This window comes from Segeticoccus rhizosphaerae (assembly GCF_009192725.1).
GTDB lineage: Bacteria > Actinomycetota > Actinomycetes > Actinomycetales > Dermatophilaceae > Segeticoccus > Segeticoccus rhizosphaerae.
In genome coordinates, this window is record NZ_VOHR01000004.1 from 18343 (window position 1) to 41670 (window position 23328).

Genomic DNA, 23328 nt, shown 5'->3' on the forward strand with positions numbered 1-23328 from the left:
AGTCCTCCGGTCGGTCCTGGTCCTACTGGACGGACGTGTGGTATTCGTTCTTGAGCATGTCGAAGACGTACTTCTTGACCGAGTCCGGCACGGTCAAAGCCTTCTTGAGCGCCTTGCTCACCTCGGGGCCTGAGTGCAGCGGGTAGTCGCCGAGCGAGTCCTTGCGCTGCTGCTCGAACTTCTTGTCGTCCTTCAGGGTCGGCACGGCGCCGATCACGGCCTGCCGCACTCCTTCCGGGGTCTCCGGGGTGGCCCACACGCTCTTCTCGAAGGAGAAGCCTGCAGCGAGGAACGCGACATACGCATCGTGGGCGGCACCGGACGGCTTCTTCCCATAAAGCATCTGGTAGACCTCAGGCACCGTCGGGAGGTCCTTGAAGTTCGGGTCCCGCACGACGTTGCCGTTGTCGTCGAGGACGCCGAAGGACATCAGCGGCACGGCCTGACCCTTGTCCACCATCGGCTTCACCTGCGTGAGGTAGGCGGACGTGGTCTGGTAGTCGATGTTGGTCTCGCCCCGCTGCATGGCCAGACGGGCCGGTCCCCGGCCCTCGAACCCGAACGTGACCTTGGGGTGGAGCTTCAGCAGGTTGAAGGCCAGCAGGGTGCTGAGGTCGAGACCGGTCGCGCTGATCCCACCGTAGGACAACGGCTTCGGCGGACTCTTCAGGTCCTGGACGGAGTTGATGCCGGAGTCCTTCGAGGCGTAGATGACCCCGCCGGTCCCGGCCACGATGAGCGGCTTCAGAGTGTTGAAGTCGTACTTGACCTGGGGGATGTCCAGCAGCCATTGGTAGGTCGTGGTGGCCGAGGCCACGAGGAACTGCGAGCCGTCATTGGGGTTCTGCTTGACGAACTGGTTCGTCCCCGTGATGCTCTCGCCGCCCTCGCGGTTGACCACCTGGATGGAGGGGCTGCCGTCGAGAGCCTTGCCGAGCGGCGGCGCGAGGACCCTGGCAAAGGTGTCGGTGCCGCCGCCGGCGGCGAACGGGACGATGAGCTGCACGCTGCCCGGCACCTCACCCACAGCATCGCTCCTCGTGCCCTTGCACGCGGTCAGCGTCAGGGATCCGGCCACGGCCAGGCCGATGGCGACGGGAAGGGCCTTGCGCCGTCCAATGATCATCATGGGTATACCTCCGTGGGGTTGACTAAGTGGTCCGGGGCCTCGCCCGACTGGTGGCTGGCGTTCTGATCTGCTGTCGTGAGGTAGGCGTCGGGCACGATGACATGTCCGTCCATCAGCCGGCGTGCGGTCCTGAAGGCCGAGACCGATGGAACCCGCCACGTGTCGCCGTCGGGATGTACCTCCGCGGCGAGCGGCAACACGCCGGACGGGTGCCCGATGTGGACCGTTTCCCCCTCTTGGCGCGCGACCTCGTGCGGGATGGTGCCACGGATCATGGTGGCGACGGCCGTGCAGATACCACCGGTGACCGCGTAGCTGCGGTGCAGCCGACCCATCGACATCATCGACGCACGCAGCGTCGTCTCACCGGCGCTCTGCTTCGTGCCGTCGGTCCGCTGGTAGTCCCTCGGCGTCCCCACGAAAGTCAGCTTGGGCACCGACGGGCTGGTCGCGGTCGAGGTCGCGGCATCGGGGCTGATGCCGGCCAGGACCGCCGCGTGCGAGCGCACCGCCTCGATCCGGCGCAGCAGTTCCGGGTCGCCATCGATCTGGTCGGGCGACTCGAGGCCTGTGAGGCCAAGGTCCTCCCAGCGCACGAACGCCAGTGGGTTCGCTGCGTCGACCAGACTGACCTCCAGGGTCCCCACGCCCGGCACGTCGAGCTTGTCCGTGGTGTTGCCAGTCGGCAGGAGCTTGCCCGTGACCGCACCGCTCGGATCCTCGTAGTCCAGCCGCAGCGCCGAGCCGCCCCGCGGCACTCCCGGCACGAAGAAGTCGCCGGTGGGGTCGAAGCGCCCGCCCTTGGTCGGCACGTGGGCGACGATCACCTTGTCGGTGTTGACGTTGAGGAAGCGCACCAGCGTGACCGGGTCGGTCGCCTCAACGAGGCCCTCGTCCACAGCGAACGGTCCCACCGCCGCTGAGATGTTCCCGCAATTGCCCCGCCGGTCGATGAGCTCCTGATCGATCGAGACCTGGCCGAAGTGGTAGAGCACGTCCACGCCACGGTCCCTCCCGTCCGAGATCACGGCCACCTTGCTGGTGCTCGAGGTGGCGCCACCGATCCCGTCGACCTGGCGCCGGTCGGGGTCCGGACTGCCGTACGCGGCGAGGATGAACTGGTCCCTGAGCGTCGGCTCCTCGGGGAGGTCCCTCCGGTGGAAGAACAGGGCACGACTGGTGCCACCTCGCATCAGCACTGCGGGGATTCGCAAGACACACCTCTTTGCATGCAACTTGGACTCGGAATGCACGCCACCTTCATGCACTCTGACGCATGAAGTCAATCGCTACTTCTTTCAGGGGGTGTTTACGTGTGCTTAACTCGGAGGCGTCGCGGAGCCCCCATCGCGCGCCGCGCGGGCCGAGCCCAGGTCGGCAGCCGCCTCCGCCCCGACATCCCGGAGCACCTGCGCCATGGCCCGTTCGGCGGGTGTCGGTGAACGCCCCTTCAGGGCGGCGAGCAGGATGCGCCGCCGAGGTGCCTCGTCGCCGAGGGACAGCACGGTGACGTCGTCGCGCAGGTTGGCCAACGCGAGTCGTGGAGCGAGCGCGACACCGAGGCCCACGGCGACCATCGCCTGCGCCTCCTGGTAGTCATTGGCCTCGAACGCCACCGTCGGTTCGAAGCCCGCCCGGAGGGCCGTCCACGACAGCACCTCGGCCACCGGGTGCGCGCCGCCTCGGGTGACCCAGCTCTCATGGGCGAGTTCCGCCATACGGACTTCGCCGCGCCCAGCGAGGTGGTGCGTCGCGGATACGACCACCTCCGTCGGGTCCTGCAACAGCTCGATGAGCTCGAGCTCGGGAACCTCGATGCGCGACCAGGGGTAGTCCCACAGCAGGGTCATCTCGACCCGGCGCCGCTCGAGATGCTCCATGAGCTGTTCCAGCCGGGCGCTGACCACCTTCAGGTCCACACCGGGATGTTCCTGGTGGAACCGGTTGACAGCGACCGGCAGCAGCGACGCGGCGACCGTGGGAAAGGTCCCGAGTCGCAACGATCCGGCGCGCAGGCCGGCGATGTCGTCCAGTTCGCTCTGCAACGCCGCCAGCTGGTTGTCGATCGAGGCGAGGTGCCGCACGATGGCGCGTCCCGCGTCGGTCAACCGCACACCGCGGGTATGCCGTTCGAGCACCGGCTGGCCCACCTCGGCCTCGAGGCGGCGCACCTGTTGGGAGATCGCGGAGGGGGTGTACTGCAGGTCGGCGGCGGCGCCGGTCATCGACCCCCGGCGCGCGATCGCGCCGAGGACTCGGAGCCGGTTGACGTCCAGGCCCACGGAGTCCACTCAGCCTCCGAGGAGGACAGCGATCCTGATCTCGCGGGCGCGGCGCATGTGGGCTCGGGCCAGCCGCTCGGCCGTCTCGGCGTCGCTCGCCTCAATCGCAACCACCATCTGCTCGTGCTCGGCGATGACTTCGTCGATCCGCCCGGGGTGGGCCAGCGTGGTCTTCGGCAGCCGGCGCACGGCGTGCTCGACCTGCCCGAGGAACCGGTCGAGGTAGGTGTTGCCGGCCCCCTCGCGCAGGGCGCGGTGCCAGTCGCGGTTGATCTTGGACAGCCGGGCCTGGTCACCCGCGTCGGCGGCCGCCTGCATCTGCTTGCCGATCGCGCGCAGCTGACCGATGACCTCCTGGTTGGGCCGGCTCGCGGCAAGCCGGGCGGTGAGGCCCTCGAGGTTTTCCCGGACCACGTAGAGGGCGAGGATGTCCTCCAGCGAAAGGGGCGCGACCACGGTGCCGTGGTTGGCCGTCTTGACCGCCAGCCCCTCGTCAGCGAGGCGGCGCAGAGCCTCGCGCACCGGGGTGCGGGACACCTTGAACGCGGCGGCCAGCTCGTCCTCGCGCAGCCAGGCGCTGGGCTGCATGACGCCGTCGAGGATCGCCTCGCGCAACGCGTCGGTGATGCTCTCGGTCGTGCGACCGCGCAGCACTCCCCCGGGCAGGTACTTCTGCAGCTGCCGGTAGGACGGGTTCTCCGAGGCGTCGGTCACCCCAGCACCGTAGCCGCTCTTGGCAACTGCTCACACTGCGGGTACAGTCCGTCGTACACTTTGCATGCAAACTGGATACACCATGCGGTCCAAGTCCCGCTTGGGACGAGGGAGGTAGGCCGCGTCCACGACCAACGTCGCAGGAGGACTTCGTGACCGCGAACCGCTCGACCGGCAAGGGCCGGACCACCGCGGCTCCCGTGCTGCGGCTGGCCGTGATCCGCGGGGACGGCATCGGCCCGGAGCTGGTCGACAGTGCCCTTCGGGTGCTGTCGGCCGCGACCGCCCGCACGGGTGACGACCTGGCCGTGACCGAAGAGCCCGGGGGTGCCGAGGTCTACCGCGCCACCGGCGCTGCTCTAGACCCGGGCACTCTCGAGCGGCTGCGCACCGACTACGACGCCATTCTCAAGGGACCCGTCGGCCTGCCCGAGGTCCGCAAACCGGACGGCACGGAGGCGGGTCTGCTCGGCGGAATCCTGCGCACCGGCCTCGACACCTACGCCAACGTGCGGCCCATCCGCCTGCTGCCGGGCGTGCAAGCCCCTGTCCGGCGCGCGCCAGGCGAGATCGACTACGTCATCGTCCGGGAGAACACCGAAGGCCTCTACCTGTCCCGCGGGCTGGGCGTGGTGACACCGAGTGCGGTGGCGGACCAGCTCATGGTGACCCGCGAAGGATGCACCCGGGTCGCCCGGTTCGCCTTCGAGCTCGCCCGATCCCGCCGGGGCGCTCCGGTCGATGGGGTTCGGCGGGTCACCTGCGTGGACAAGAGCAACGTGCTGCGCAGCTACGCGTTCTTCCGGAAGATCTTCGACGAAGTCGGCGAGGCCTACCCCGACATCGAGCGTGACTACCGCTACGCCGACGCGGCCGGGCACGACCTGGTCGCCCACCCGGAGCTCTTCGATGTGGTGCTGACCGAGAACTTCCTGGGCGACCTGCTCAGCGACGTCGGTGCCGCCACCGTCGGGGGGCTGGGCATGTGCCCGTCCGGCAACATCGGTGACGACGCGTCCTACTTCGAACCGATCCACGGCTCTGCCCCGACCATTGCCGGGCAGGACCGCGCCAACCCCGTCTCGCAGATCCTGTCGGCCGCGATGATGCTGCGCCACTGCGCCCGGCACAACGCCGCCCGGCTCATCGAGGACGCCCTGACCGCAGTGCTCGAGTCCGGTGACGTCCGGGTGCGGGCCGACGGCTCGCCGCAGGCTGGGACCAGCCACTTCACCGAAGCCCTGATCACACACCTACCGAAGGAAGAACCATGATCGATGTCATCGTCGTCGGCAGTGGCAACGCCGGCTTCGCCGCCGCCCACGCCGCCGCGACCCGCGGTCGGCAGGTCGTCCTGCTGGAGAAGGCTGACCAGGCCAATGCGTTCGGCAACAGCTACTACACCGCCGGCGCCACACGGATCGCGCACCAAGGGCTGCCGGAACTGCTCGACGTCGTCGACCCGGACGACCGGCACGCGGTCACCGAGGTGCCGGCCTACTCGCCCGAGGAGTATGCCGCGGACCTCGCCAAGGTGACCGAGGGACGCAACGACCCAGCGCTGACCGAGGTGCTGGTGCACGAGTCCGGTCCGACGCTGCGCTGGCTGCACTCGCTCGGCCTGCGCTTCCGGCTCATGTACGAGCGGCAGTCCTACCGGAGGGCGGACGGCAGCTACCTGTTCTGGGGCGGCCTGCACGTCGGCAACACCGGAGGAGGCGAGGGTCTGATGGCCGACCACTTCCGCGTCGCCCAGCAGCTCGGGGTCGACGTCCGCTTCTCCACCCCGGTCACGGAGCTTCTGGTCGAGGACGGCACCGTCGCGGGCGTCGTCGTGGATCACGGGACGGATCGCCAGGAACTCCGGGCGGAGTCGGTCATCCTCGCCGCGGGCGGTTTCGAAGCCAACCCGGAAGCGCGCGCCGAGCACCTCGGCGCCGACTGGGCTCACGCCAAGGTCCGGGGCACGCCCCACAACACCGGAGACCTCATCGCGGCCGCACTCGCGATCGGCGCCCAGCGCGGCGGCGACTGGTCGAGCTGCCACAGCGTGCAGTGGGATGCGTTCACGCCACAGAACGAGAGCAACCGAGAGTTGACGAATCGGCTGACCAGGCAGAGCTATCCGATCGGCATCATCGTCAACCGAGACGGCCGGCGGTTCGTCGACGAGGGCGCCGACTTCCGCAACTACACCTACGCGAAGTACGGCCGCGACGTGCTTGCCCAGCCCGGTGCCGTCGCCCACCAGATCTTCGACGCCAAGCTGCGTCCGATGTTGCGGGCCGAGGAATACGAGATGCCCGGGGTTTCCGTCGTCGAGGCGGACTCCGTGGCCGAGCTGGCACGGGCCGCGGGGATCGACCCGGACGGGCTGGAACACACCATCACGGAATTCAACGCCGCGATCGACGACGACAAGCCGTTCGACCCCAACGTCAAGGACGGTCGCCGGTCCGACGTCGTGCCGCCCAAGAGCAACTGGGCGGCCATGATCGAAACACCGCCGTTCTATGCCTACGGCGTGACGTGTGGGATCACCTTCACCTTCGGCGGCGTGAAGACCGACACGCGCGGCCGGGTGCTCGGCAAGGACGGCGATCCCATTCCCGGTCTGTTCGCGGCAGGCGAGATGCTCGGCGGTCTGTTCAGTGGCAACTATCCGGGAGGCTCGGGCCTCGCGGCAGGCGCGGTATTCGGACGCCGGGCTGGCGCTTTGGCCTGATTTCCTCTGAAGTCCTGAAGCGGAGCCCGGTCGGCGACGTCAGGGTTTGGGGACCGGGACCTCGCTCACGGGCGTGATGGTGCTCGTGCAGATCCGGAACCCGGGCCAGAGGAACTGCTGGAGGGCGGAGACATCGTCGGCCTCGACGACGAAGAAGAGCGTGTGCTGGGCGTTGGCGCCGTAGCGACCGATCAGCCTGACACCGTCGACGGTCGCGTCGTAGAGCGAGTTGGAACCACCCTCGTCCCTGGGACAGTGCTCCGCGCTGTGCACCTGCGTGATGTGGAAAAGCATCGGGTCTCCTCGTGAGGCTACGGGCCCCGCTCCTCATCGTGGCCCTCGTGGCCTCGCTTGTCAGCCAGTCGGCGATATTGTGTCTCAGGCCCACGACGGTCTTCGGGCCAGTTGCAGTTGGCTGACGCCGAGGTAGTCGCTGCGGAATCCCGCCTCGCAGTAGGCCAGGTAGAACTCCCACATCCGACGGAACGTCTCGTCGAAACCCTGCCCTCGCACCTGTGGCCACTGCTGCCGGAACTGCTCGCGCCACAGGGCCAGCGTCCGCGCGTAGTGCGGCCCAAGCTCTCGGCGGCCCTCGACCCGCAGCGTGGTGTGCGACCGCAGGGTCTGCTCGATCGCCGGCAGGGACGGGATCAGTCCACCGGGGAAGATGTACTTCTGGATCCATCCGTAGCTGTGCCGGGTCGCGAGCAGACGGTCGTGGGCCATCGTGATGGTCTGGATGCTGGCCGTCCCGCCGGGAGCGAGCAGCCGATCCACAGCGGACAGATAGGTGGCCCAGTAGGCCTCCCCCACTGCCTCGATCATCTCGATGCTGACGATGGCGTCGTAGCTCCCGTGGACCTCGCGGTAGTCCGTCAGCGCGATGTCGACGCGGTCGGCGACCCCCGCCGCCCGGGCCCGCTCCAGCGCGAGATCGCGTTGCTCCGCCGACAAGGTGATCGACGTGACGTTGGCGCCGCGCTTCGCGGCGCGAACCGCCAGCGATCCCCAGCCGGTGCCGATCTCCAGCAGCCGGGTGCCCGGGCCCACGCGCGACAGGTCGAGCATGGCGTCGAGCTTGAGCAGCTGCGCCCGCTCGAGCAGAGCACGATCGTCGGCCTCCCCCAGGTGTGCATCGTTGTCGAACAACGCGCAGGAGTAGGTCATCGTGGGGTCGAGGAACGCGGCGAACAGCTCGTTGCTCAGGTCGTAGTGGGCAGCGATGTTGCTGCGCGAACCCGAAAGGGTGTTGTCCTGGTCCTGCGGCAGGCGCCGGTCCACCAGCGCCCGCAACCGTTGCAGCGGAGGCGCAACCAGGCTCGTGAGCCTGGCCGCGAACGGCGTCAGCAGGTTTGCCAGGTCGGTGCCCTCACCCGCCTTCCAGTCGCCGGCCATGTAGGACTCGCCGAACCCGATCTTGGTGTCACGTCCCAGCCGGGCGAAGAAGGCGCCCGGCCGCACCAGCTCGAGCACCGGCGCGCCCGGGGAGTCGTCGCCACGACTGCTCCCATCGGGGTAGTCGACGCGGACCGGGACCATCCGGATCGCGCGCTCGAAGACGAGTCGGGCAACGGTCGCGCTCACCGGAGCCGAAGGCGTCGTGAAGACGCTGGGTGACGTCGTAACGGTCGATGCCGTCATGGTCATACCCCTTCCTGGGGGTGCTGTGGGGGTCGAGGCTGGATGGGGAGACGGCGCAGCCAGAGCCGTATGCCGTGGATCCGGATGAGTGCCGAAACACGTTGCGGCATCAACGGATACCGCAAGGCGTAACGGACCAGGGCGGGGCCGCTGGCGGCCTCGGGCCGACCTGCGAACGCTGCGCTGAAGACGTTTGCTCCGTCTCGGTGCAGCGCCACCGAGACCGCCACCCGGTCGTGGCTCAATGTGAACCGAAGCCGATAGGAACCGGTGACGTCGAAGAACGGGGAGACGTAGAAGGCCTTGTCGGTGGTGGCACGCCCGTCACGGTCGGGGCGCAACAGGTAGGCGTGGCGCTCCCCATAGGTGTTGTGCACCTCCGCCACGACGCAGGCCAGGTCGCCCTCGCCGGTGAAGCACCAGTGGACCGTCAACGGGTCGAAGACGTGTCCCAGCACCCGCGCATTGGCGAGCATCAGGATGCGGCTTCCCGCGCCGAGGTCGACTCCCTCGACGGCGAGGAATCGTTCCACCTTGGCCTTGATCGTCAGCGTGTCGTCGCCGTCGTGCGCGCCGAAGTGGTCGTCGTGGTCGAACCGCGCGAGCGCTCGCAGGTACCAGGGTTGCCGTGGCACGTCGTCCAGGTCGACGAGCCACTGGTAGACGCGGCTGCGGAAGGAGTAGCGGACCGCTCCGAACCGGTGGTGGGTCAACCGGCCACCGACCAGGGCAGGCAGGTCCGGCAAGGCCGTCAGGCCCGGGACGCTCGCGGAGTCGGCGGTCGAGGGCCCTTGCGCAGCCTCCGGCCCGCTCACCAGTCCACCCCGAAGTGCCGGGCGGCCGCGACACCGGAGCGGCAACCGTCCTCGTGGAAGCCCCAGCCGTGGTAGGCGCCCGCGTAGGCCGTGCGCTCGGTCGCCAGCTCGGGCAGCCGGGCCTGGGCGCGAAGTGACTCGGGGGTGTAGATCGGGTGCTCGTAGGTCATCTGCGCGAGCACCAACTCCGATGCGACCCGACCCGGGTCGTTCAGGGTGACCAGGTACTGGTCCGCTGCCTCCAGCCCCTGCAGCCGGTTCATCCAGTACGACACGACGGGGGGTTCGTCCGGCGTGGTGCAGCCGCTCATCCGGTAGTTCCAGGAGGCCCGGGCACGGGGTGACCGCGGCAACACCGAGGCGTCGGTGTGCAGGACGGTCTCGTTGCGGGAGTAGGCGAACTGCTTCAGCGTGGTGACCTCCGCGTCGCTCGGGTCGGTCAACAGCGCCAGCGCCTGGTCCGCATGGGCCGCGAGGACGACGCGGTCGACCCGGGTGACCCGGCCGGTGACGTCCCGCAGGTCGACCCCGTCGGCGTGGCGGGTGACGTCGGTCACCGCGTGTGCCCGGCGCACGTCGACGAGGCGGTCGGCCAGCCGCTCGACGTACACGTTCGACCCGCCGACGACGGTGTACCACTGGGGAGAGCCGGTCACCGCCAGCATCCCGTGGTGGTCCAGGAACTCGAAGAGGTAGCGCGCGGGATAGACCAGCGAGATCTCCCGGCCCGACGACCACACGCAGGAGACCAGCGGCACCGCGTAGTGCGCGATGAAATGGTCGGTGAACCCCTCGGCCGCCAACCACTCGCCATACGTGCCCAGGTCGTCGCCGCTGCTGCGCAGGAAGGTCGCTGCACGACGGTGGAACCGGCGCACCTGCGCCAACAGGCGCAGGAACCGCGGGTCCAGGACGCGTCCCGGTTGGGCGAGGATCCCGCCGGCGCCGCGGCCACCGGCATACTCCAGCTCGCACCCGTCGCAGCGGATGCTCATGCTCATCTCGGTCGGTCGCACCTGCACGTCGAGCTCCGCGAAGAGCTTGCGCAGCCACGGGTAGGTGACGTCGTTGTGCACGATGAAGCCACTGTCAACCGCGTGCTCGGCGCCGCGCGCGTCACGCACTTCGTGGGTGTGCGCGTGTCCACCCAGACGAGGCTCGGCCTCGAACAGCACCACCTCATACCGCCGGGACAGCAGGTGGGCCGCGGTCAGCCCGGAGACGCCCGCTCCCACCACGGCGACCGAACCGCGAGATCCGCCCTCGGCTCGCGCCTGCGATGGGTGCGCACGTGTACTCATGATCTCTCCTCAGGGCGGGTCGCCGAGGGCCCGTGCCGGACCCGGCCGGATGCGACCGCAAGCCAAGGTTAGGGACACTGTTGAAGGTATGTCAAATGTATGTATAATATCTGTATAGCGCCTTCATGAGTTCTTCGGACCGGGAGCGGCCTGCGGATTGGGGCGCGGAGCAGCCGCGTCGGGCTCTCCAGCCACACCCCGCGCGAGTGGGAGAGCGCGGGGGTGAGCGCGTGGGAGAGCAGGTATGGCGTGCTGGACCCGACGCGGTCAGCCGGCGGTACCGGCTCTACTCACCCGGCGACGAGGCGCGCATCGAGCGGATGAAGGGGCTCATGGCCGAGGGCCTCGCGCCGCCCAGGCGGCCGAGGCACTGGCCGGTCGCAGCACGTCGGCCCTGGCCGGTGCGGGCGCGGTCCGTGCCTGCGAGGTCAGCCGGGCAGCTGGTCGTGGTGGCCGGAGAGGACCTTCTCGGCGACCTCGGCCAGCTTGAGGTTCAAATCCATCGAGGTCCGCCGCAGGATCTCGAAGGCAGCGGCGTCGTCAATCCGATGGTGGGCCATGAGCAGCCCGATCGCCTTGCCGATCTCCCGGTTGGACTCCAGGCCCTGGCGCAGCTCCTGCGCCTCTTGCCCCTGCTCGGCCGCATTCAGCGCCACCGAGCAGAAGGCGGCCAGCACGGAACCCTGGTGGACGGCAGCGTCGGTGAACCCTCCCGCACGGTCGGTGAAGAGGTTCAGTGCACCCAGCTTGCGGCCACCGGGCACGGCGATCTGGAACCCCAGCATGCCCCGCACCGGAGTGGTCGCCAGCACTCGGGCACGCAACGTCGGCCAGGGCACATCCGGGTCGGTCAGGTCGGGGGCCAATCGTGGCTTGTCGTCCACCAGCGCATCCACGCAAGGACCGGCGTGGACTTCCTGTTCGAGCTGCTCCACCATCCGCGCGACCGAGTCCGTGGCCGCGGGGCTGGCCAGCTCTCCTTCGGGCGAGCGGGTCATGACACTGGCGTGGTCACAGCCGGGGACCAGCACCACGGCCGCTGCACAGATCGCCTGATGGGCGTGGTCGAACTCCGGCCCGTGGTAGAGCATCTGCCCCAGAGCGATGAACACCTCGCCGGGGTCGGCCGTACCATCGGAACCTGCCGTTTGTGGCACGTCATTCTCCATCGCCTGTCGAGTCTTCCATGTGTACCCGATCCGTGACCACAGTCTGGACCTTCTGGTCGCCGTGATCCGGAACGGCCCGGCTAGAGGCGCGTCTCCTTGCCCAGCACGTGTCTCAGGGCGGGCTCGAGCTGCGGGTGCCGGAAGACGTGCGCGGACTGCTGCAGGCGGGCCGGGACCACCCGCTGGCTGGCGAGCGCGAGCTCGTCGGCGCCCTCTGACCCCAACAGCAATTGTGGCCCCAGTCGAGGGATGGGCAGCAGGGTTGGCCGACGCAGGACGTTGCCCAGCACCTGTGTGTACTCCCGCCCCTGGACCGGCACCGGAGCGACGGCATTGACCGGCCCGGACAGGTCGTCGTCGAGTACCGCCCGCAGGTAGATGTCGGCGAGGTCGTCGATGCCGATCCACGACATCCATTGGTCACCCGAGCCGAGCCGCCCACCCAGGCCCGCCAGGAAGAGTGGTCGCAGCAGCTGCAGCGTGCCGCCCGCGGGTGACTGCACGATGCCGGTGCGCACCTGCACCGTGCGTATGCCGGCCGAGGCCGCAGGCGCGCCCGCTGCCTCCCATTCCTGCACCACGTCGGAGAGGAAGTCCGAGCCCGGCGCCGCGTCCTCCGCGAGGGTGAGGTCGCCGCGGTCGGCGCCGTAGTAGCCGACCGCGGACGCCGAGACGAAGACGCGCGGACCGTCCTGGGCGCGAGCTGCCAGCTCGGCCAGCGCCCGGGTCGGACCGACCCTGGTGTCGCGCACCTTCGCCTTGTGGGCGTCGGTGAAGCGACCGGCGATCGGAGCACCGGCCAGATGGACCACGGCGTCGACACCGCGGAGCAGGTCGGCGTCGGGGGCCTTCGGGTTCCACTGCCGTTCCAGGAGACCGCTCGCGGTGTGACGCACCAGCCGCACCACCCGGTGACCGGACGTGCCGAGCAACGCGCACACCGCGGTGCCCACCAGCCCGCTGGCCCCGGTCACCGCGACGGTCAGGCCATCCGCTCGCCAGGCTCTGGCCCGTGCGAGGGCAGCCAGATCGGTCGCGAGCTGCCGGTGCCGGTAGACGAACATGGATCGCAGGGCCGCCGCCGGGACGGACGTGCTGACCCGGTCGGTGAGGCGGGTGCGGTCGTCGGACACCGGCCTGAACAGGTGCGTGTGCCTCCACGACAGGACCGAGCCCAGCGGGGCGCCGGTCAGTTGGTCGACGAACTGGCGCGGCGGGTCATAGCCGCCGGGCTGGTGGGAAGCCACCCAGCGCAACCCGCCCGGAAGGCGTAGCACAGCGGTCCCGTCGCGCACCGAGGCCGCCTCCGCGAGCACGCGGACCGGCTGCCACGGCGGGGTGAGCCGGTGGATGGCACCGGGTCGCTCGTGCCAGGCGAAGACGTCCTCGACCGAGGCGGAGACCTCGCTGCTGTGCTCGAAGTCGGTCACGGTGACTCCCGTCGTCGCGGTTGCTTCGTCGTCGTGGGCCGCCGCCCCGGAAGACCCGGGTTGCGGCGCACGATCTCGAGGTTCAGGGCAGTCGCGAGGGCGACCCAGCCGGCATACGGGAGCAGCAGCAGTGCTGCCGGCCGGTCGATCCGGCGGGTGCGTCGAATCAGGTCGAGCGTGGAGACCTCGAGCAGCGCCGTGTCGACGAGGGCGGCGCCAGGACGGCGAGCAGTGAAGAACAACCAGCTCCAGCCGGTGTTGAGCGCGAGGTTGACCGCCCAGCACCGGCTCAACCGTTGCCGATCCGGCCCGGCCGACCCAGACAGTGCCCGGTCGGCGGAGACGGCACCGAGCGTGTAGAGGGCCGTCCACGCGGGCCCGAAGACCCAGCCAGGAGGCTGCCACGGTGGTTTGTCGAGCTCGCGGTACCACCGGGTGCGCACCCGAGTGCCGAGCGCCCCGACCACGGCCGCTGTCAGCGCTCCACCCGCGGTCACCAGGTGAATTCGTCGATCGTCTCTCATCGGGTCGGGTCCTCCTCGCGGCCGGCAGGTGCCTCGTCCAGGTCGGCGAGGATCACCTCTGCCGTCCGCCGGCCGGAGACCAGGGCGCCCTGGATCGAGCTGGTGTCGCGGTGGTCACCGCAGACGTAGCAGCCGGCCCATCGGATCGTGCGCCGGAAGGGGTGTGGGGCCGGCATGGCGGGCAGGGCCCGCGGCAGGTCGTAGGTGGCCAGGTGTTCCCACGCGGAGGTGCTGGTGCCGTAGAGCTGCGCGAGCCGCCGTCGCACGTCGGGCTCCTGCGGCCTCTCCCCCGGCCCGTGCACCCACGAGCTGGCCACGAGGGCACGGTCATCGGGCGAGTACGACGGCGCCGCGCAGGTGATCACCACGGTGTTGTCGACCGGTGACCGGTCGGGGTCGACCACCAGCGTGGGCGTGGCCAAGGGCGGTTCAGGGGCGGCGTGGTACCAGGTCGTCACGCCCTTCCAGGACAGATCCCGCAGACCCGGCAGCAGCCCGGAGGCGGTGCTCCCGTCGGTGGCCACCACGACGGCCCGCGCGGTCAGGTGCTCGTCCTCGGTCTCCACCTGCGTACCCGTCACACGACGCGCACGGCTCTCCAACGTCACCTCCAGGCCCTCAGCCAGTTGCTCTGGGAGCCGCTGCATCCCGCCTGCGGGCACCGCGGACCACCCCCTCACGAAGGTCCGCAGCATGAGGTCGGTGAACCTGCTGGACGTCGACATCTCGCGCTCCAGCAGCAGCCCCGCGAAGAAGGGGGCAAGCACTCGCTCGACAACCTCGTCGGACAGACCCCACCGATGCCATCGGGATCGCGTGGCCCGGTCGGTGCGTCCCCTGAGCCACGTGGCCGGTGCATAGCCGCAGCTGATGGCGTAGGCCGCGAGCGGCAGCAGGTCGCGCAGTCCCCCGATCGGAGCGCGCCGCGCCTCCAGGACCGCCGCGGGACGGTGGCGCGGGTCGTCCAGCCGCCAGAGCCTGCCGTCCAGCTGCACCAGTGCTGCCCGCTCGAAGCGACAGGGTTGGAGGGCGGGGACGTCGATCTGGCGCGGCAGTTCGGGGTATGCCGTGCTGAAAACCTGGAAGCCGCGGTCCAGCTGGAAGCCGTCGAGGCGGTCGGTGCGCACCCTGCCACCGACCGCGTCGGAGGCCTCGAGCAACCGGACGCGCAGACCGCGCCGGGTCAGGGTCCGGCTGCAGCTCAGCCCGGCCAGGCCCGCCCCCACCACCACCACGTCGACCTGCTCAGCCATCTGCGCCACCTACTCCGTCGTGCCCGGTGCGAGACCGGCCGACAGGGCGCACCAGGTCCACATGGACTCACGGGCCGCGGGGGTCTCGCGGGTCCACGGCACCAGGTGCTCGGGCCGGGGCCGTCGATCGTGCCACAGCCGGCCGGTCGGCGGCGCCGGATCGGTGGCGGCCAACCACACCGTGGTGTCCGCGCCGTCGGCGGCGTCACGCAGGATCGGCGCGGTGACGCGCTGGAAACCGGGGAGCGAGGACACGACGCCTGGGGTGTCCGCCCAGCCGGGATGCATGCCGCACACCGTGATCCGGTCGGACGCCCATCGCTCGGCGAGGATCGGCAACAAGGACGCCTGCACCCGTTTGGATCGGGCATAGGCAGTGGCTCCGCGGTATGCACCGCCCAGGTACTCCGGGTCGTCCACCGGCAGGCGCTGGGCGTACATGCCGCCAGAGGTCACGAAGACCACCCGACCGCCGGCTGCCGCGGCCAGCGCCGGCCGCAGCGACTCGGTCATCAGCAGCGGACCCAGCACATGGATGGCGAGTGACAGCTCGTGGCCCTGCGCCGACACGGTGCGCCGGGCCGGCATCACACCCGCGTTGTGCACCAGGACGTCGAGCCGGCCCACCTCACGCGCGAACTCGCCCACGAACCGCCGCACGTCCGAAAGGTCGGAGACGTCGCACCGCCACAGCCGCAGCTCGGCGTCGGGAAACCGGTGGCGCAGCTCGTCGCGCACTCCGGCGCCCTTGTCGGCGTTGCGGACCACGAGGTGGACGACCGCGCCGAGAGCCGCCAGGTCGGCACAGGTCTGGCGACCCAGGCCTGACGTGGCGCCCGTGACGGCCACGTGTCTGCCGGCCAGGGCACCCGGTGCCGGGTCGGCGGGCCAGCCCGCCAGTCGCCGCCGGGCTGCGATGCCCAGGCGGGAGTATCCGCCCACCAGGCTCCGGTCCAGGAGGGTGTCGGCCAGTCGGGCCCAGGCCGGGGCCCGCCCCCCGGCCGTCACAGGGCCTCCAGGGCAGTCCGCAGGCCGGCTTCGGCCTCGTTGCCGAGTCGGGTGAACGCTGGCCGCAGCAACCACGCGACATACTTCAGCCCGCCCGAGAAGGCGAAGTGCGCGTCATACGTGACGCTCGTGCCCGACCCGACCGCTGTGAACGTCATGGTGTCCCGCGCGGACATGGTCTTGGTCTGTGCCTCGGCTGTGAACCGGCTCCCCGGAACCACCTCCGTCACGGTGTAGGCCAGGGGTATCCGGCGGCCGGCGAAGACGGAGACCACCGCGTAGGTCGTTCCGATACCGCCATCACCGCTGCTGCGCACCGCCTCCTGGGTGCCCGGATCCCACTGCGAGACGTGGCTGAAGTCGGCGAGGTAGGCAAACACCCGCTCGAGGGGCCGGTCCACCACGACGGTGCGACACACCTGCATCACGCCACCACCTTCGTCGAGCCCCCACTGCACCACACTCAATCCTCCCTCGCGAGCCGACTCGGCAACCAGACCCGCGGCCCGAGGTCATGCACCAGAGCCGGGACCAGGAGGGAACGGACCACCACGGTGTCCAGCAGCACGCCGAAGGCGACGATGAAGGCGATCTGCGCGAGGAACAGCAGCGGGATGACCGACAGCGCGGCGAAGGTCGCGGCAAGCACGACCCCGGCCGACGTGATCACCCCGCCGGTGACCGCCAACCCGCGCAGGACCCCCTCACGGGTGCCGTGGCGGGCGCTCTCCTCCCGCACCCGGGACATCAGGAAGATGTTGTAGTCCACCCCGAGCGCCACGAGAAAGACGAAACCGAACAGCGGCACCGAGGGATCGGCCCCGGCAAACCCGAGCAGATGGTTGAAGATCAGCGCGGACACCCCGAGGGTGGCGGCAAAACTGAGCACCACCGTGGCCAGCAGCAGCAGGGGTGCCAGCAGCGCCCGCAACAACAGTGTCAGCAGCGCGAAGATGACCACGAGCACGATCGGGATGATCAGCGTGCGGTCGCGCTCGGCGGTGCTGCGCGTGTCCAGGGTCGTCGCGGTGCTTCCCCCGACCTTGGCTTCGGGGACCGCGTCATGGACGGCGCCGCGCAGCGACCGCACCGTCTCGATCGCGCGCTCGCTGTCCGGCGGCGACGTGAGCGTGGCCTGCACCTGGGCGAGGCCGCCCACGGTGGCCGGCTTCTGGCCGGGCTGCACCGGGCCGCCTTGTGGCCCGACGGGACTCACCTGGCTGACGCCGGTCACCTGCTCGGCGGCGGCAACCATCGCCGTGACGCGGTCGGCGGGGCCGATGATGACTGCTGGGCTGCCGGTGCCTCCGGGGAAGTGCCGGGCTGCGACCTGCTGCCCGGTCACCGACGGGACCGGGTTCAGGAAGAGCGAGTCCTGCGACGTGCCTCCGGCCTGGAGTGTCGGGGCGAACGCCGCCAGCACCACCAGGGCCGCGCCGGTGCCCAGCCACAGCGCGCGCGGGCGCCGACCGACGAACCGGGCCACCGCTCCCCAGATCCCCGAGCGCTCGGGGTGCGGCGAGCCGAAGCGGGGTGCCCTGGGCCAGAAGGCGGCCCGGCCGAGGAGCACCAGCACGGCAGGGAGGAAGGTCAGCGCCGACAGAAGCGCCCCGAGGATTCCCAGTGCGCCCACCGGGCCGAGGCTGCTGGTCGAGTTCAGGTCGGACAGCAGCAGGCACAGCAGCCCGGCCATGACGGTCAGCCCGGAGGCCAGCACCGGCGGCATCGACTGCCGCCAGGCCACCGCCATCGCCGCGAACCGCGACTCGTGCTCACGCAGCTCCTCGCGATACCTGGAGGTGAGCAGCAGGGCATAGTCGGTGGCGGCCCCCACGACCAGGATGAAGAGGATGCCCTGGCTCTGGCCGTTGAGGGTCAGCACGCCGTGGTCGGCCAGCAGATAGACGAGACCGCTGGCCACCGCGAGCGCGAACAGCGCGCTGATCAGCACCGCGAACGGCAGGACGGGGCTGCGGTAGACCAGGACCAGGATGACCAGCACCACCAGCACGGCGACCAGCAGCAGGATCCCGTCGATTCCCGCGAAGGCGGCACTGAGGTCTGCGGTGAACCCGGCAGGACCCGTGACGTAGCCGCGCGCACCCCCGGGCAGGCCCGCGCTCACCCGGGCGCGGAGCCGATCGACCACACCGGCCACGTCGGAGCCCGCGTCGACCGGCACGATGAGCTCGACCGCCTGGCCGTCCCGGGACGGGATCGGGCCAGCCACCTGCCCGACCACTCCGTCGAAGTCGGCGAAGGCCTTGGCGTCGGCACGGGCCCGGTCGGTGACCGCCGCGTCCAGCCCGGACCGGTCGGCATACAGCACCACGGCCGGCACGGTCTGCTGGTCGGTGAACTGCTTCTGCAACCGCGCGACCTGGGTGGCTTCGGCGCTGGCCGGCAGGAAGGCCGCGGCGTCGTTGGTCTGGACGGTGCTCAGTTTGCCGGCCAGCGGACCGGTCACCCCGCCGACCGCCAGCCAGACGAGCACCAGAAGGACGGGTGCGGCCCACCGCCACCCGCTCGCCCGTCGGCCGTTGCTTCTTGAACTACGCATGATTAGACAGTCTAGGGATTATCTAAAGATTGTCTAGCCCTTGCTCGATTGATTAACTCCACGGGTCAACCGACTCGACGCGGACCCTAGCGAGGCCTCCCGGGGGCGTCGGTCGGAAGGTCACGCCCCGACGCCCTGATATCGCCGCAGCGCCTCCCGGCGCTCCTCGGCGTGGTCGACCAGGCGCCTCGGGTAGTCGTGTGCGTAGCCGTCCGGCGCCCTCCAGGGACGATGGACCGCCGAGCCAGCCAGGTGGCGCAGTTCGGGCACCCAACGGCGCACGTAGTCGCCGTCGGGATCGAAGCGCTCGCCCTGGGCCGTCGGGTTGAAGACCCGGAAGTAGGGTGCGGCATCCGTGCCTGTCCCGGCCACCCACTGCCACCCGTGGTTGTTGGACGCCAGGTCACCATCGATGAGGTGCTGCAGGAAGTGGCGGGCTCCCACCGGCCACCACACGTGCAGATCCTTGGTCAGGAAGCTCGCGGTCACCATGCGGAGCCGATTGTGCATCCAACCCGTCTCGAGCAGCTGGCGCATGCCGGCATCGACCAGCGGGTAGCCCGTGCGTCCCGCCTGCCAGGCGTGGATCGCGTCCCGCGGCTCGTCATAGCGCAGCCCGGAGAGTGACTCGCGCAGATCCGTCCAGGCCGAGCTGGGGTGGTGCCACAGCACGTCCGCGTAGAACTCGCGCCACGCGAGCTCGGTGACGAATCGCTCAGCGTTGCCACCGTGCTGTGCCAGACGTGGTGCAAGGTCCGCCAGGAGAGTGCGCGGGTGGACGACACCCAGCTTGAGATAGGGCGACAGTCGCGACGTCCCCTCCCGGTCCGGTCGGTCCCGGTCGACGTCGTATGCCGCAAGGCCAGTCGCGAGGAACCGTTGCCACGTCTCCCGCGCGCCAGCCTCCCCCGGCACCGGGAGGCCGGCCGACTCGCTGCCGTTCGCCGCCTGATCCACCATGCGGACAGCCTCGAGGTCGTCGTCCACCTCGAGCCAGCGCGGAGTCGTCACGCGCTGCTCCGGGCGGGGCCAACCGTGCTCGCGCCAGGCCCGCGCGAAGGGAGTGAATACGCGATAGGGCTCGCCGTCGCCCTTGCGCACGCTGCCCGGGCCCACGGCATACGGCGTCCCTGTGGGCACCAGCTCCACGCCTCGTTCCGCCAAGGTTGTCGCCACCTGCCGGTCGCGCCGCCGACCGTAGGGAGTGGTCTCGCGCGAGATGTGGACCGAGCGGGCGCCGACGGCCGCCGCGAGCTTCGGGATGACCCTCCGGGGATCGCCGACGCGCAGGACCAGCCGCCCGTCGTAGGCCTCGTCCGTGGCCTTCAGTGTGGCCGCGAGCCAGGCTCGCCGGGGGCCGCCCGCCGACCGCCACAGGCGAGGATCGACGACGAAGACGGGCACCACTCCCGCTGGCCCGGCCGCCCGGTGCGCGGCAGTGAGCGACGGCAGGTCCTGTCGCCGCAGGTCCCTCCGCAGCCACAGGATGCTGGCGTCTACCATCAGGCCACGCCACCGTGGAACGTCCCTGGGCGGGACCGAACTGGACGCATCGGGGTCCGTGCTCCGCTCAGTGGCGGCGGAGGCGGGGGTGGCGATGCTCCCAGCGCTGCAACGTGTCGCCGATGAGCCACAACGTGGGTGGCCACAGGCCCACGAACAGCGCCCGGCGCTCGGCGTTTCCGCGCTCTTCCTGGTCGACGGTCTTGGCGCGGATCCACAGACCGATACACAGTCCAACCGCTCCCAGCGACGCGACGTGCAGATGTGTGCTCCGCGCACCCAGCGTGTGCAATGTCTTGTCCACCATCAGGTCTCCCGTGTCAGTGTGGCCCCGTGGGGTAATGGGCCATCACGTTAACCCCCACGACGGGACCCCGCCTTCCGGACCGGTCAAAGGAGGCTTCCGATGCTGACCATGCTCACCCGTTGGATGCTCGGGACCGGTTTGGTCTCCTGGCGATACCTGTGGATGACCACCCCGCTGCACCGGTCCCAGAGCATGGCGGCCGGCGACGAGGATCTGCCACCGGTCCTGCCACGCGGTCTGCTCGACGAGGCCAACCAACTGGCGGGTCACGGCGTCGGTCCCCTCTTCCACCGCACCTTCACCATCCACATCGCCGAACCTCGGTGCACCGCCGAGGAATTGATGGCCGAGATCGTCGACGACTTCGCCCGATTCGTCCCACGGGAGGTCGTGGGGGTCGCCAAGGACGACGCGGATGCCTTGAGCGTCGGCACCGAGATGGTGGTGCAGATGCCCGGTCCCTGGGACGGGCCGGTCCGCGTCGTCGAGGTGACCCCTCGGGTGCTGCGGCTGGCCACCCTCCGAGGCCACCTCGAGGCGGGTCAGGTGCGTTTCAGCGTCGAGCCGGACGGCCCGGACCTCCTCTTCCAGGTCGAGACCTGGGCCCGCAGCGCCAGCTCGCTGGTGCGGCTGCTCTACAGCCACCTGAGACTGGCCAAGGAGATCCAGCTGAACATGTGGGTCCGCTTCTGCCTCGCAGCGGCCAAGGCGGCACACGGCCACCCTCGAGACGGCGTGCACGTGCGCACGCGGGAAGTGCCCGAGGAACTCCTGCCCACCGAGCCGATGCCCGATGCGGGCACCCGGCTGACGAACCGTGTCCCCGGCCCGGTCAACATCCTGCCGTTCCGGTTCGCCCCGTCCTATCGGCACGCTGCGGCGTTGTTCGGAATCACCCCGAGCACCTCTGCCGTGACCGTCACGCCACACGAGCTCATCGTGCACTTCGGCCCGTGGCGGCTCCGCACGGCCCGCTCGAACATCGAGGGCGCGCAACGCTCCGGCGGATTCTCCTGGCCGCGGACCGCGGGGCCCGCCCACCTGTCGCTGGCGGATCGCGGCATCACGTTCGCGACCAATGCCGACGACGCGGTTTGCGTGACCTTCCGTGAGCCGGTGCCGGGCCTCGAACCGACCGGTCGGCTGCGCCACCCGGGCATGACGGTGACCGTGGCCGACCCCGACCTGTTGCTCTCACTGCTGGCCTGACACTGGCTTGACCGACCTCCCCGGCTGTGATCCGTGCCCGCGCGGCCGGGCTGCGCGCCGACCCCTCAGCCCGGGTGCTTGCTGTGCAGCGCGAAGCGGTCTCGGGTCCGGGGGGCGGCATCCGAAGGCGCATGCACCAGCCCGTCGACGACCACCGGCCTCGGGAAGCGATGCCCATCCTCCAGCGAGGCGCTGACGATGCGCTGCATGCGTTGGCCGCAGCGGCGATAGAACCGCACCTGGGTCCTCCGCCCGAACAGGCTCCAGCCCAGTCGCAGCAAGGGCCCCAGGGTCGGCGCGGGCTCGGAGACCCCGCGCGTCACGAACTCCACGTGGCCACTGTCCACATGTTTCACGACCTCGTAGCTCATGCGGCCCCGCTCCACGTGGCCCTCCAGCGTGTCGTAGGACCAACCCCACACGCGGGTTCCGTCGTCGCGGAGCTCATCGATAACGTGGGTCACCCGCACCCCCATGGAGAAGTGCAGGCCGTAGAAGCGCGCCTCCAGCAGCATGTCGCGGCCGATCAGGGGGCTGGCCGCGGCATACGCACCCCTGATGATGGAGGGCTCCGGGGCCTCGTAGATGTCAATCAGCCGACGGGCCAGCTCCCAGGCACCACCCGGCTGCGGGTCGCCGGGCAACTCGTCGGGCAGGCGGCTGCGGTGCAGGTCGTGGTGCCAACCGGGCTGCGCCAGCTCCTCGTCCCGGAAGTTGGGTTCACGAGTCCGCAGGTCTTCCAGCGCCCCTCGGTGGTCCACCCGACCAAACCAGTTCCGATAGCCCACCTTCACCTCCGGAACTCTACGGCGCCGACCAGGACCCAGCGAGTCGAGGGCCCACACCGCTGACGTCGAGCCCGGCCGGTGAGCCGGTGTGTGCTGAGCGGAGTCAGACGTCGAGAGGGCCGCGGCGTCTGGCTGAGCGGTAGGCCGGCTCCCGCAGCCGTTCCACCCAGGAATATTGCTCCGTGCCCGGCAACTGGTGCCGGATGGGATCGTGACGGTCGTGCTCGTGGTCGGTGACCTCGGCGCCCAACTGCATGGTGCCCAACGGCATCCACCGGCCCGTCCCGAAGGCGCACGAGACCGACATGGTCAAGGGGGGCGTGAGGTGGTCCCCGGTAGACGGTGTGAGCGGCGCCAGGCGCAGCAGGAGCGGACCGGCCGGGGTGCGCACGGGCAGGAGGGTCGTGAGCGGGCCGACAGCCGACGACGGACGCAACCGGAGCACGAAGCGGCCGAGCGCGTTCTCACCGGTCGAGGCAAACAGCAGGTCGGCCCAACCGCGATCCTGGCCCGTGTCACCGTCATCGCGTTCTTCGTCGGACAACGGGATGCGTACCGCCATGCCGTAGATGTCCGGGAGTCCGGGTGGAAGGCCCATGGCGCGTGACATGCGCACCAGGACTCTGACCGGTCCGGTCTCGTCCAGCCACGGCACTCCCGTGTCGGCGCCAACACGCTGGAGTATCGCTTCGTAGGTCCGGCCCTGGGGGTGCAGAGGCCGCCCGCGTCGCAGCGAAGCGGCTGCTCCGAAGATCAGCGCAAGGCAGCGGCCGGCCGCCGCCGACGCAACGGCCGTGGCGTCTGTCGACCTCGTCATCATGATCCTTCCCTTGCCGTGGCTCTACTACCCGCAGTCACCGGTTCCACGCTGTCACCCGACCGACGACCCGGCGTCGGCGTCGGCGTCGGGCAACGCTCAGCGCCGCGTCTGACCCCCGCCGGCCCGGCCCCGCCTACGCCGCGCCCGGCT

General features: G+C 70.1%; 23 protein-coding genes. 4 read left to right on the top strand and 19 right to left on the bottom strand.

The features are described from left to right. Nucleotides 1-22: 22 nt before the first annotated feature. The 4 genes from FRW57_RS00900 to FRW57_RS00915 all read right to left on the bottom strand — a co-directional run bounded on the left by FRW57_RS00900 (nt 23) and on the right by FRW57_RS00915 (nt 4125). Nucleotides 23-1129 (bottom strand): type 2 periplasmic-binding domain-containing protein, encoded by a 1107-nt coding sequence (locus FRW57_RS00900; protein ID WP_137120470.1) that lies wholly within the window; start codon nt 1127-1129, stop codon nt 23-25. After that, the gene (locus tag FRW57_RS00905; protein ID WP_152185028.1) at nt 1126-2343 is read right to left on the bottom strand and encodes a 2-methylaconitate cis-trans isomerase PrpF family protein; all 1218 of its coding nucleotides are present in this window, start codon (nt 2341-2343) and stop codon (nt 1126-1128) included. The genes FRW57_RS00900 and FRW57_RS00905 overlap by 4 nt, the downstream gene beginning before the upstream one ends. Before the next feature lie 105 nt (nt 2344-2448). Further along, on the bottom strand, nt 2449-3420 hold the full coding sequence (locus FRW57_RS00910) for a LysR family transcriptional regulator (RefSeq protein ID WP_238999234.1): 972 nt from the start codon (nt 3418-3420) through the stop codon (nt 2449-2451). After that, nucleotides 3421-4125 (bottom strand): GntR family transcriptional regulator, encoded by a 705-nt coding sequence (locus FRW57_RS00915; protein ID WP_152185029.1) that lies wholly within the window; start codon nt 4123-4125, stop codon nt 3421-3423. Nucleotides 4126-4277: 152 nt separating this feature from the next. On the opposite strand from FRW57_RS00915, the gene FRW57_RS00920 reads away from it, so the two are divergent. Both FRW57_RS00920 and tcuA read left to right on the top strand, forming a co-directional pair. After that, nucleotides 4278-5399: an isocitrate/isopropylmalate dehydrogenase family protein gene (locus FRW57_RS00920; protein WP_203230163.1), complete on the top strand. Its 1122-nt coding sequence runs from the start codon at nt 4278-4280 to the stop codon at nt 5397-5399. Continuing rightward, nucleotides 5396-6850 carry an FAD-dependent tricarballylate dehydrogenase TcuA gene (gene tcuA, locus FRW57_RS00925; RefSeq protein WP_152185030.1) on the top strand — a complete coding sequence of 485 codons (1455 nt, stop codon included), beginning with the start codon at nt 5396-5398 and terminating at the stop codon, nt 6848-6850. The genes FRW57_RS00920 and tcuA overlap by 4 nt, the downstream gene beginning before the upstream one ends. Before the next feature lie 39 nt (nt 6851-6889). Here tcuA and FRW57_RS00930 read toward each other — a convergent pair whose 3' ends face one another. The 13 genes from FRW57_RS00930 to FRW57_RS00990 form a co-directional block, all read right to left on the bottom strand. Then, nucleotides 6890-7144, bottom strand: coding sequence for a DUF3303 domain-containing protein (locus FRW57_RS00930; RefSeq protein WP_137120465.1), 255 nt, complete (start codon nt 7142-7144; stop codon nt 6890-6892). A gap of 84 nt (nt 7145-7228) precedes the next feature. Continuing rightward, nucleotides 7229-8491 carry an SAM-dependent methyltransferase gene (locus tag FRW57_RS00935; protein WP_152185031.1) on the bottom strand — a complete coding sequence of 421 codons (1263 nt, stop codon included), beginning with the start codon at nt 8489-8491 and terminating at the stop codon, nt 7229-7231. A gap of 2 nt (nt 8492-8493) precedes the next feature. Further along, a complete protein-coding gene (locus tag FRW57_RS00940) occupies nt 8494-9306 on the bottom strand; it encodes a DUF1365 domain-containing protein (RefSeq protein WP_238999235.1) in 813 nt (270 codons plus the stop codon). Beyond that, nucleotides 9303-10607, bottom strand: coding sequence for an NAD(P)/FAD-dependent oxidoreductase (locus tag FRW57_RS00945; RefSeq protein ID WP_152185032.1), 1305 nt, complete (start codon nt 10605-10607; stop codon nt 9303-9305). The genes FRW57_RS00940 and FRW57_RS00945 overlap by 4 nt, the downstream gene beginning before the upstream one ends. A gap of 428 nt (nt 10608-11035) precedes the next feature. Further along, nucleotides 11036-11764 (bottom strand): GAF and ANTAR domain-containing protein, encoded by a 729-nt coding sequence (locus tag FRW57_RS00950; RefSeq protein ID WP_203230164.1) that lies wholly within the window; start codon nt 11762-11764, stop codon nt 11036-11038. A gap of 92 nt (nt 11765-11856) precedes the next feature. After that, on the bottom strand, nt 11857-13206 hold the full coding sequence (locus FRW57_RS00955; protein ID WP_137120461.1) for a TIGR01777 family oxidoreductase: 1350 nt from the start codon (nt 13204-13206) through the stop codon (nt 11857-11859). Beyond that, complete coding sequence (locus FRW57_RS00960) at nt 13203-13730, bottom strand: TspO/MBR family protein (protein ID WP_137120460.1); 528 nt, start codon at nt 13728-13730, stop codon at nt 13203-13205. Before FRW57_RS00960 ends, FRW57_RS00955 begins: the two co-directional genes overlap by 4 nt. Then, complete coding sequence (locus FRW57_RS00965; protein ID WP_137120459.1) at nt 13727-14983, bottom strand: NAD(P)/FAD-dependent oxidoreductase; 1257 nt, start codon at nt 14981-14983, stop codon at nt 13727-13729. The genes FRW57_RS00960 and FRW57_RS00965 overlap by 4 nt, the downstream gene beginning before the upstream one ends. 9 nt (nt 14984-14992) lie before the next feature. Then, nucleotides 14993-15991 carry an SDR family NAD(P)-dependent oxidoreductase gene (locus FRW57_RS00970; RefSeq protein WP_152185034.1) on the bottom strand — a complete coding sequence of 333 codons (999 nt, stop codon included), beginning with the start codon at nt 15989-15991 and terminating at the stop codon, nt 14993-14995. Then, nucleotides 15988-16452, bottom strand: coding sequence for an SRPBCC family protein (locus FRW57_RS00975; RefSeq protein WP_238999237.1), 465 nt, complete (start codon nt 16450-16452; stop codon nt 15988-15990). The genes FRW57_RS00970 and FRW57_RS00975 overlap by 4 nt, the downstream gene beginning before the upstream one ends. Nucleotides 16453-16454: 2 nt before the next feature. Further along, nucleotides 16455-18551, bottom strand: coding sequence for an MMPL family transporter (locus FRW57_RS00980; RefSeq protein ID WP_152185035.1), 2097 nt, complete (start codon nt 18549-18551; stop codon nt 16455-16457). A gap of 120 nt (nt 18552-18671) precedes the next feature. Continuing rightward, on the bottom strand, nt 18672-20054 hold the full coding sequence (locus FRW57_RS00985) for a cryptochrome/photolyase family protein (protein WP_137120456.1): 1383 nt from the start codon (nt 20052-20054) through the stop codon (nt 18672-18674). A 67-nt stretch (nt 20055-20121) separates the two neighbouring features. After that, a complete protein-coding gene (locus FRW57_RS00990) occupies nt 20122-20361 on the bottom strand; it encodes a hypothetical protein (protein WP_137120455.1) in 240 nt (79 codons plus the stop codon). Nucleotides 20362-20460: 99 nt separating this feature from the next. On the opposite strand from FRW57_RS00990, the gene FRW57_RS23900 reads away from it, so the two are divergent. Continuing rightward, a complete protein-coding gene (locus FRW57_RS23900; RefSeq protein WP_202911407.1) occupies nt 20461-21570 on the top strand; it encodes a DUF1990 family protein in 1110 nt (369 codons plus the stop codon). 65 nt (nt 21571-21635) lie between these two features. Here FRW57_RS23900 and FRW57_RS01005 read toward each other — a convergent pair whose 3' ends face one another. Together FRW57_RS01005 and FRW57_RS01010 are read right to left on the bottom strand one after the other, a co-directional pair. Beyond that, nucleotides 21636-22364 (bottom strand): DUF1990 family protein, encoded by a 729-nt coding sequence (locus FRW57_RS01005; RefSeq protein ID WP_202911406.1) that lies wholly within the window; start codon nt 22362-22364, stop codon nt 21636-21638. Between the two features lie 97 nt (nt 22365-22461). Further along, nucleotides 22462-22968, bottom strand: coding sequence for a hypothetical protein (locus FRW57_RS01010; protein ID WP_152185036.1), 507 nt, complete (start codon nt 22966-22968; stop codon nt 22462-22464). A gap of 184 nt (nt 22969-23152) precedes the next feature. Here FRW57_RS01010 and FRW57_RS22875 point away from each other — a divergent pair, with 184 nt between their 5' ends. Next, on the top strand, nt 23153-23290 hold the full coding sequence (locus tag FRW57_RS22875; RefSeq protein WP_162529211.1) for a hypothetical protein: 138 nt from the start codon (nt 23153-23155) through the stop codon (nt 23288-23290). Nucleotides 23291-23328 lie beyond the last annotated feature (38 nt).

Bases quoted from the DNA above. Each gene is read 5' to 3' on its own strand.
- FRW57_RS00900 (WP_137120470.1), bottom strand. From the start codon at position 1,129: ATGATGATCATTGGACGGCGCAAGGCCCTTCCCGTCGCCATCGGCCTG.
- tcuA (WP_152185030.1), top strand. From the start codon at position 5,396: ATGATCGATGTCATCGTCGTCGGCAGTGGCAACGCCGGCTTCGCCGCC.
- FRW57_RS00930 (WP_137120465.1), bottom strand. From the start codon at position 7,144: ATGCTTTTCCACATCACGCAGGTGCACAGCGCGGAGCACTGTCCCAGG.
- FRW57_RS00935 (WP_152185031.1), bottom strand. From the start codon at position 8,491: ATGACGGCATCGACCGTTACGACGTCACCCAGCGTCTTCACGACGCCT.
- FRW57_RS00945 (WP_152185032.1), bottom strand. From the start codon at position 10,607: ATGAGTACACGTGCGCACCCATCGCAGGCGCGAGCCGAGGGCGGATCT.
- FRW57_RS00960 (WP_137120460.1), bottom strand. From the start codon at position 13,730: ATGAGAGACGATCGACGAATTCACCTGGTGACCGCGGGTGGAGCGCTG.
- FRW57_RS00965 (WP_137120459.1), bottom strand. From the start codon at position 14,983: ATGGCTGAGCAGGTCGACGTGGTGGTGGTGGGGGCGGGCCTGGCCGGG.
- FRW57_RS00980 (WP_152185035.1), bottom strand. From the start codon at position 18,551: ATGCGTAGTTCAAGAAGCAACGGCCGACGGGCGAGCGGGTGGCGGTGG.
- FRW57_RS00985 (WP_137120456.1), bottom strand. From the start codon at position 20,054: ATGGTAGACGCCAGCATCCTGTGGCTGCGGAGGGACCTGCGGCGACAG.
- FRW57_RS00990 (WP_137120455.1), bottom strand. From the start codon at position 20,361: ATGGTGGACAAGACATTGCACACGCTGGGTGCGCGGAGCACACATCTG.
- FRW57_RS23900 (WP_202911407.1), top strand. From the start codon at position 20,461: ATGCTGACCATGCTCACCCGTTGGATGCTCGGGACCGGTTTGGTCTCC.
- FRW57_RS01010 (WP_152185036.1), bottom strand. From the start codon at position 22,968: ATGTCACGCGCCATGGGCCTTCCACCCGGACTCCCGGACATCTACGGC.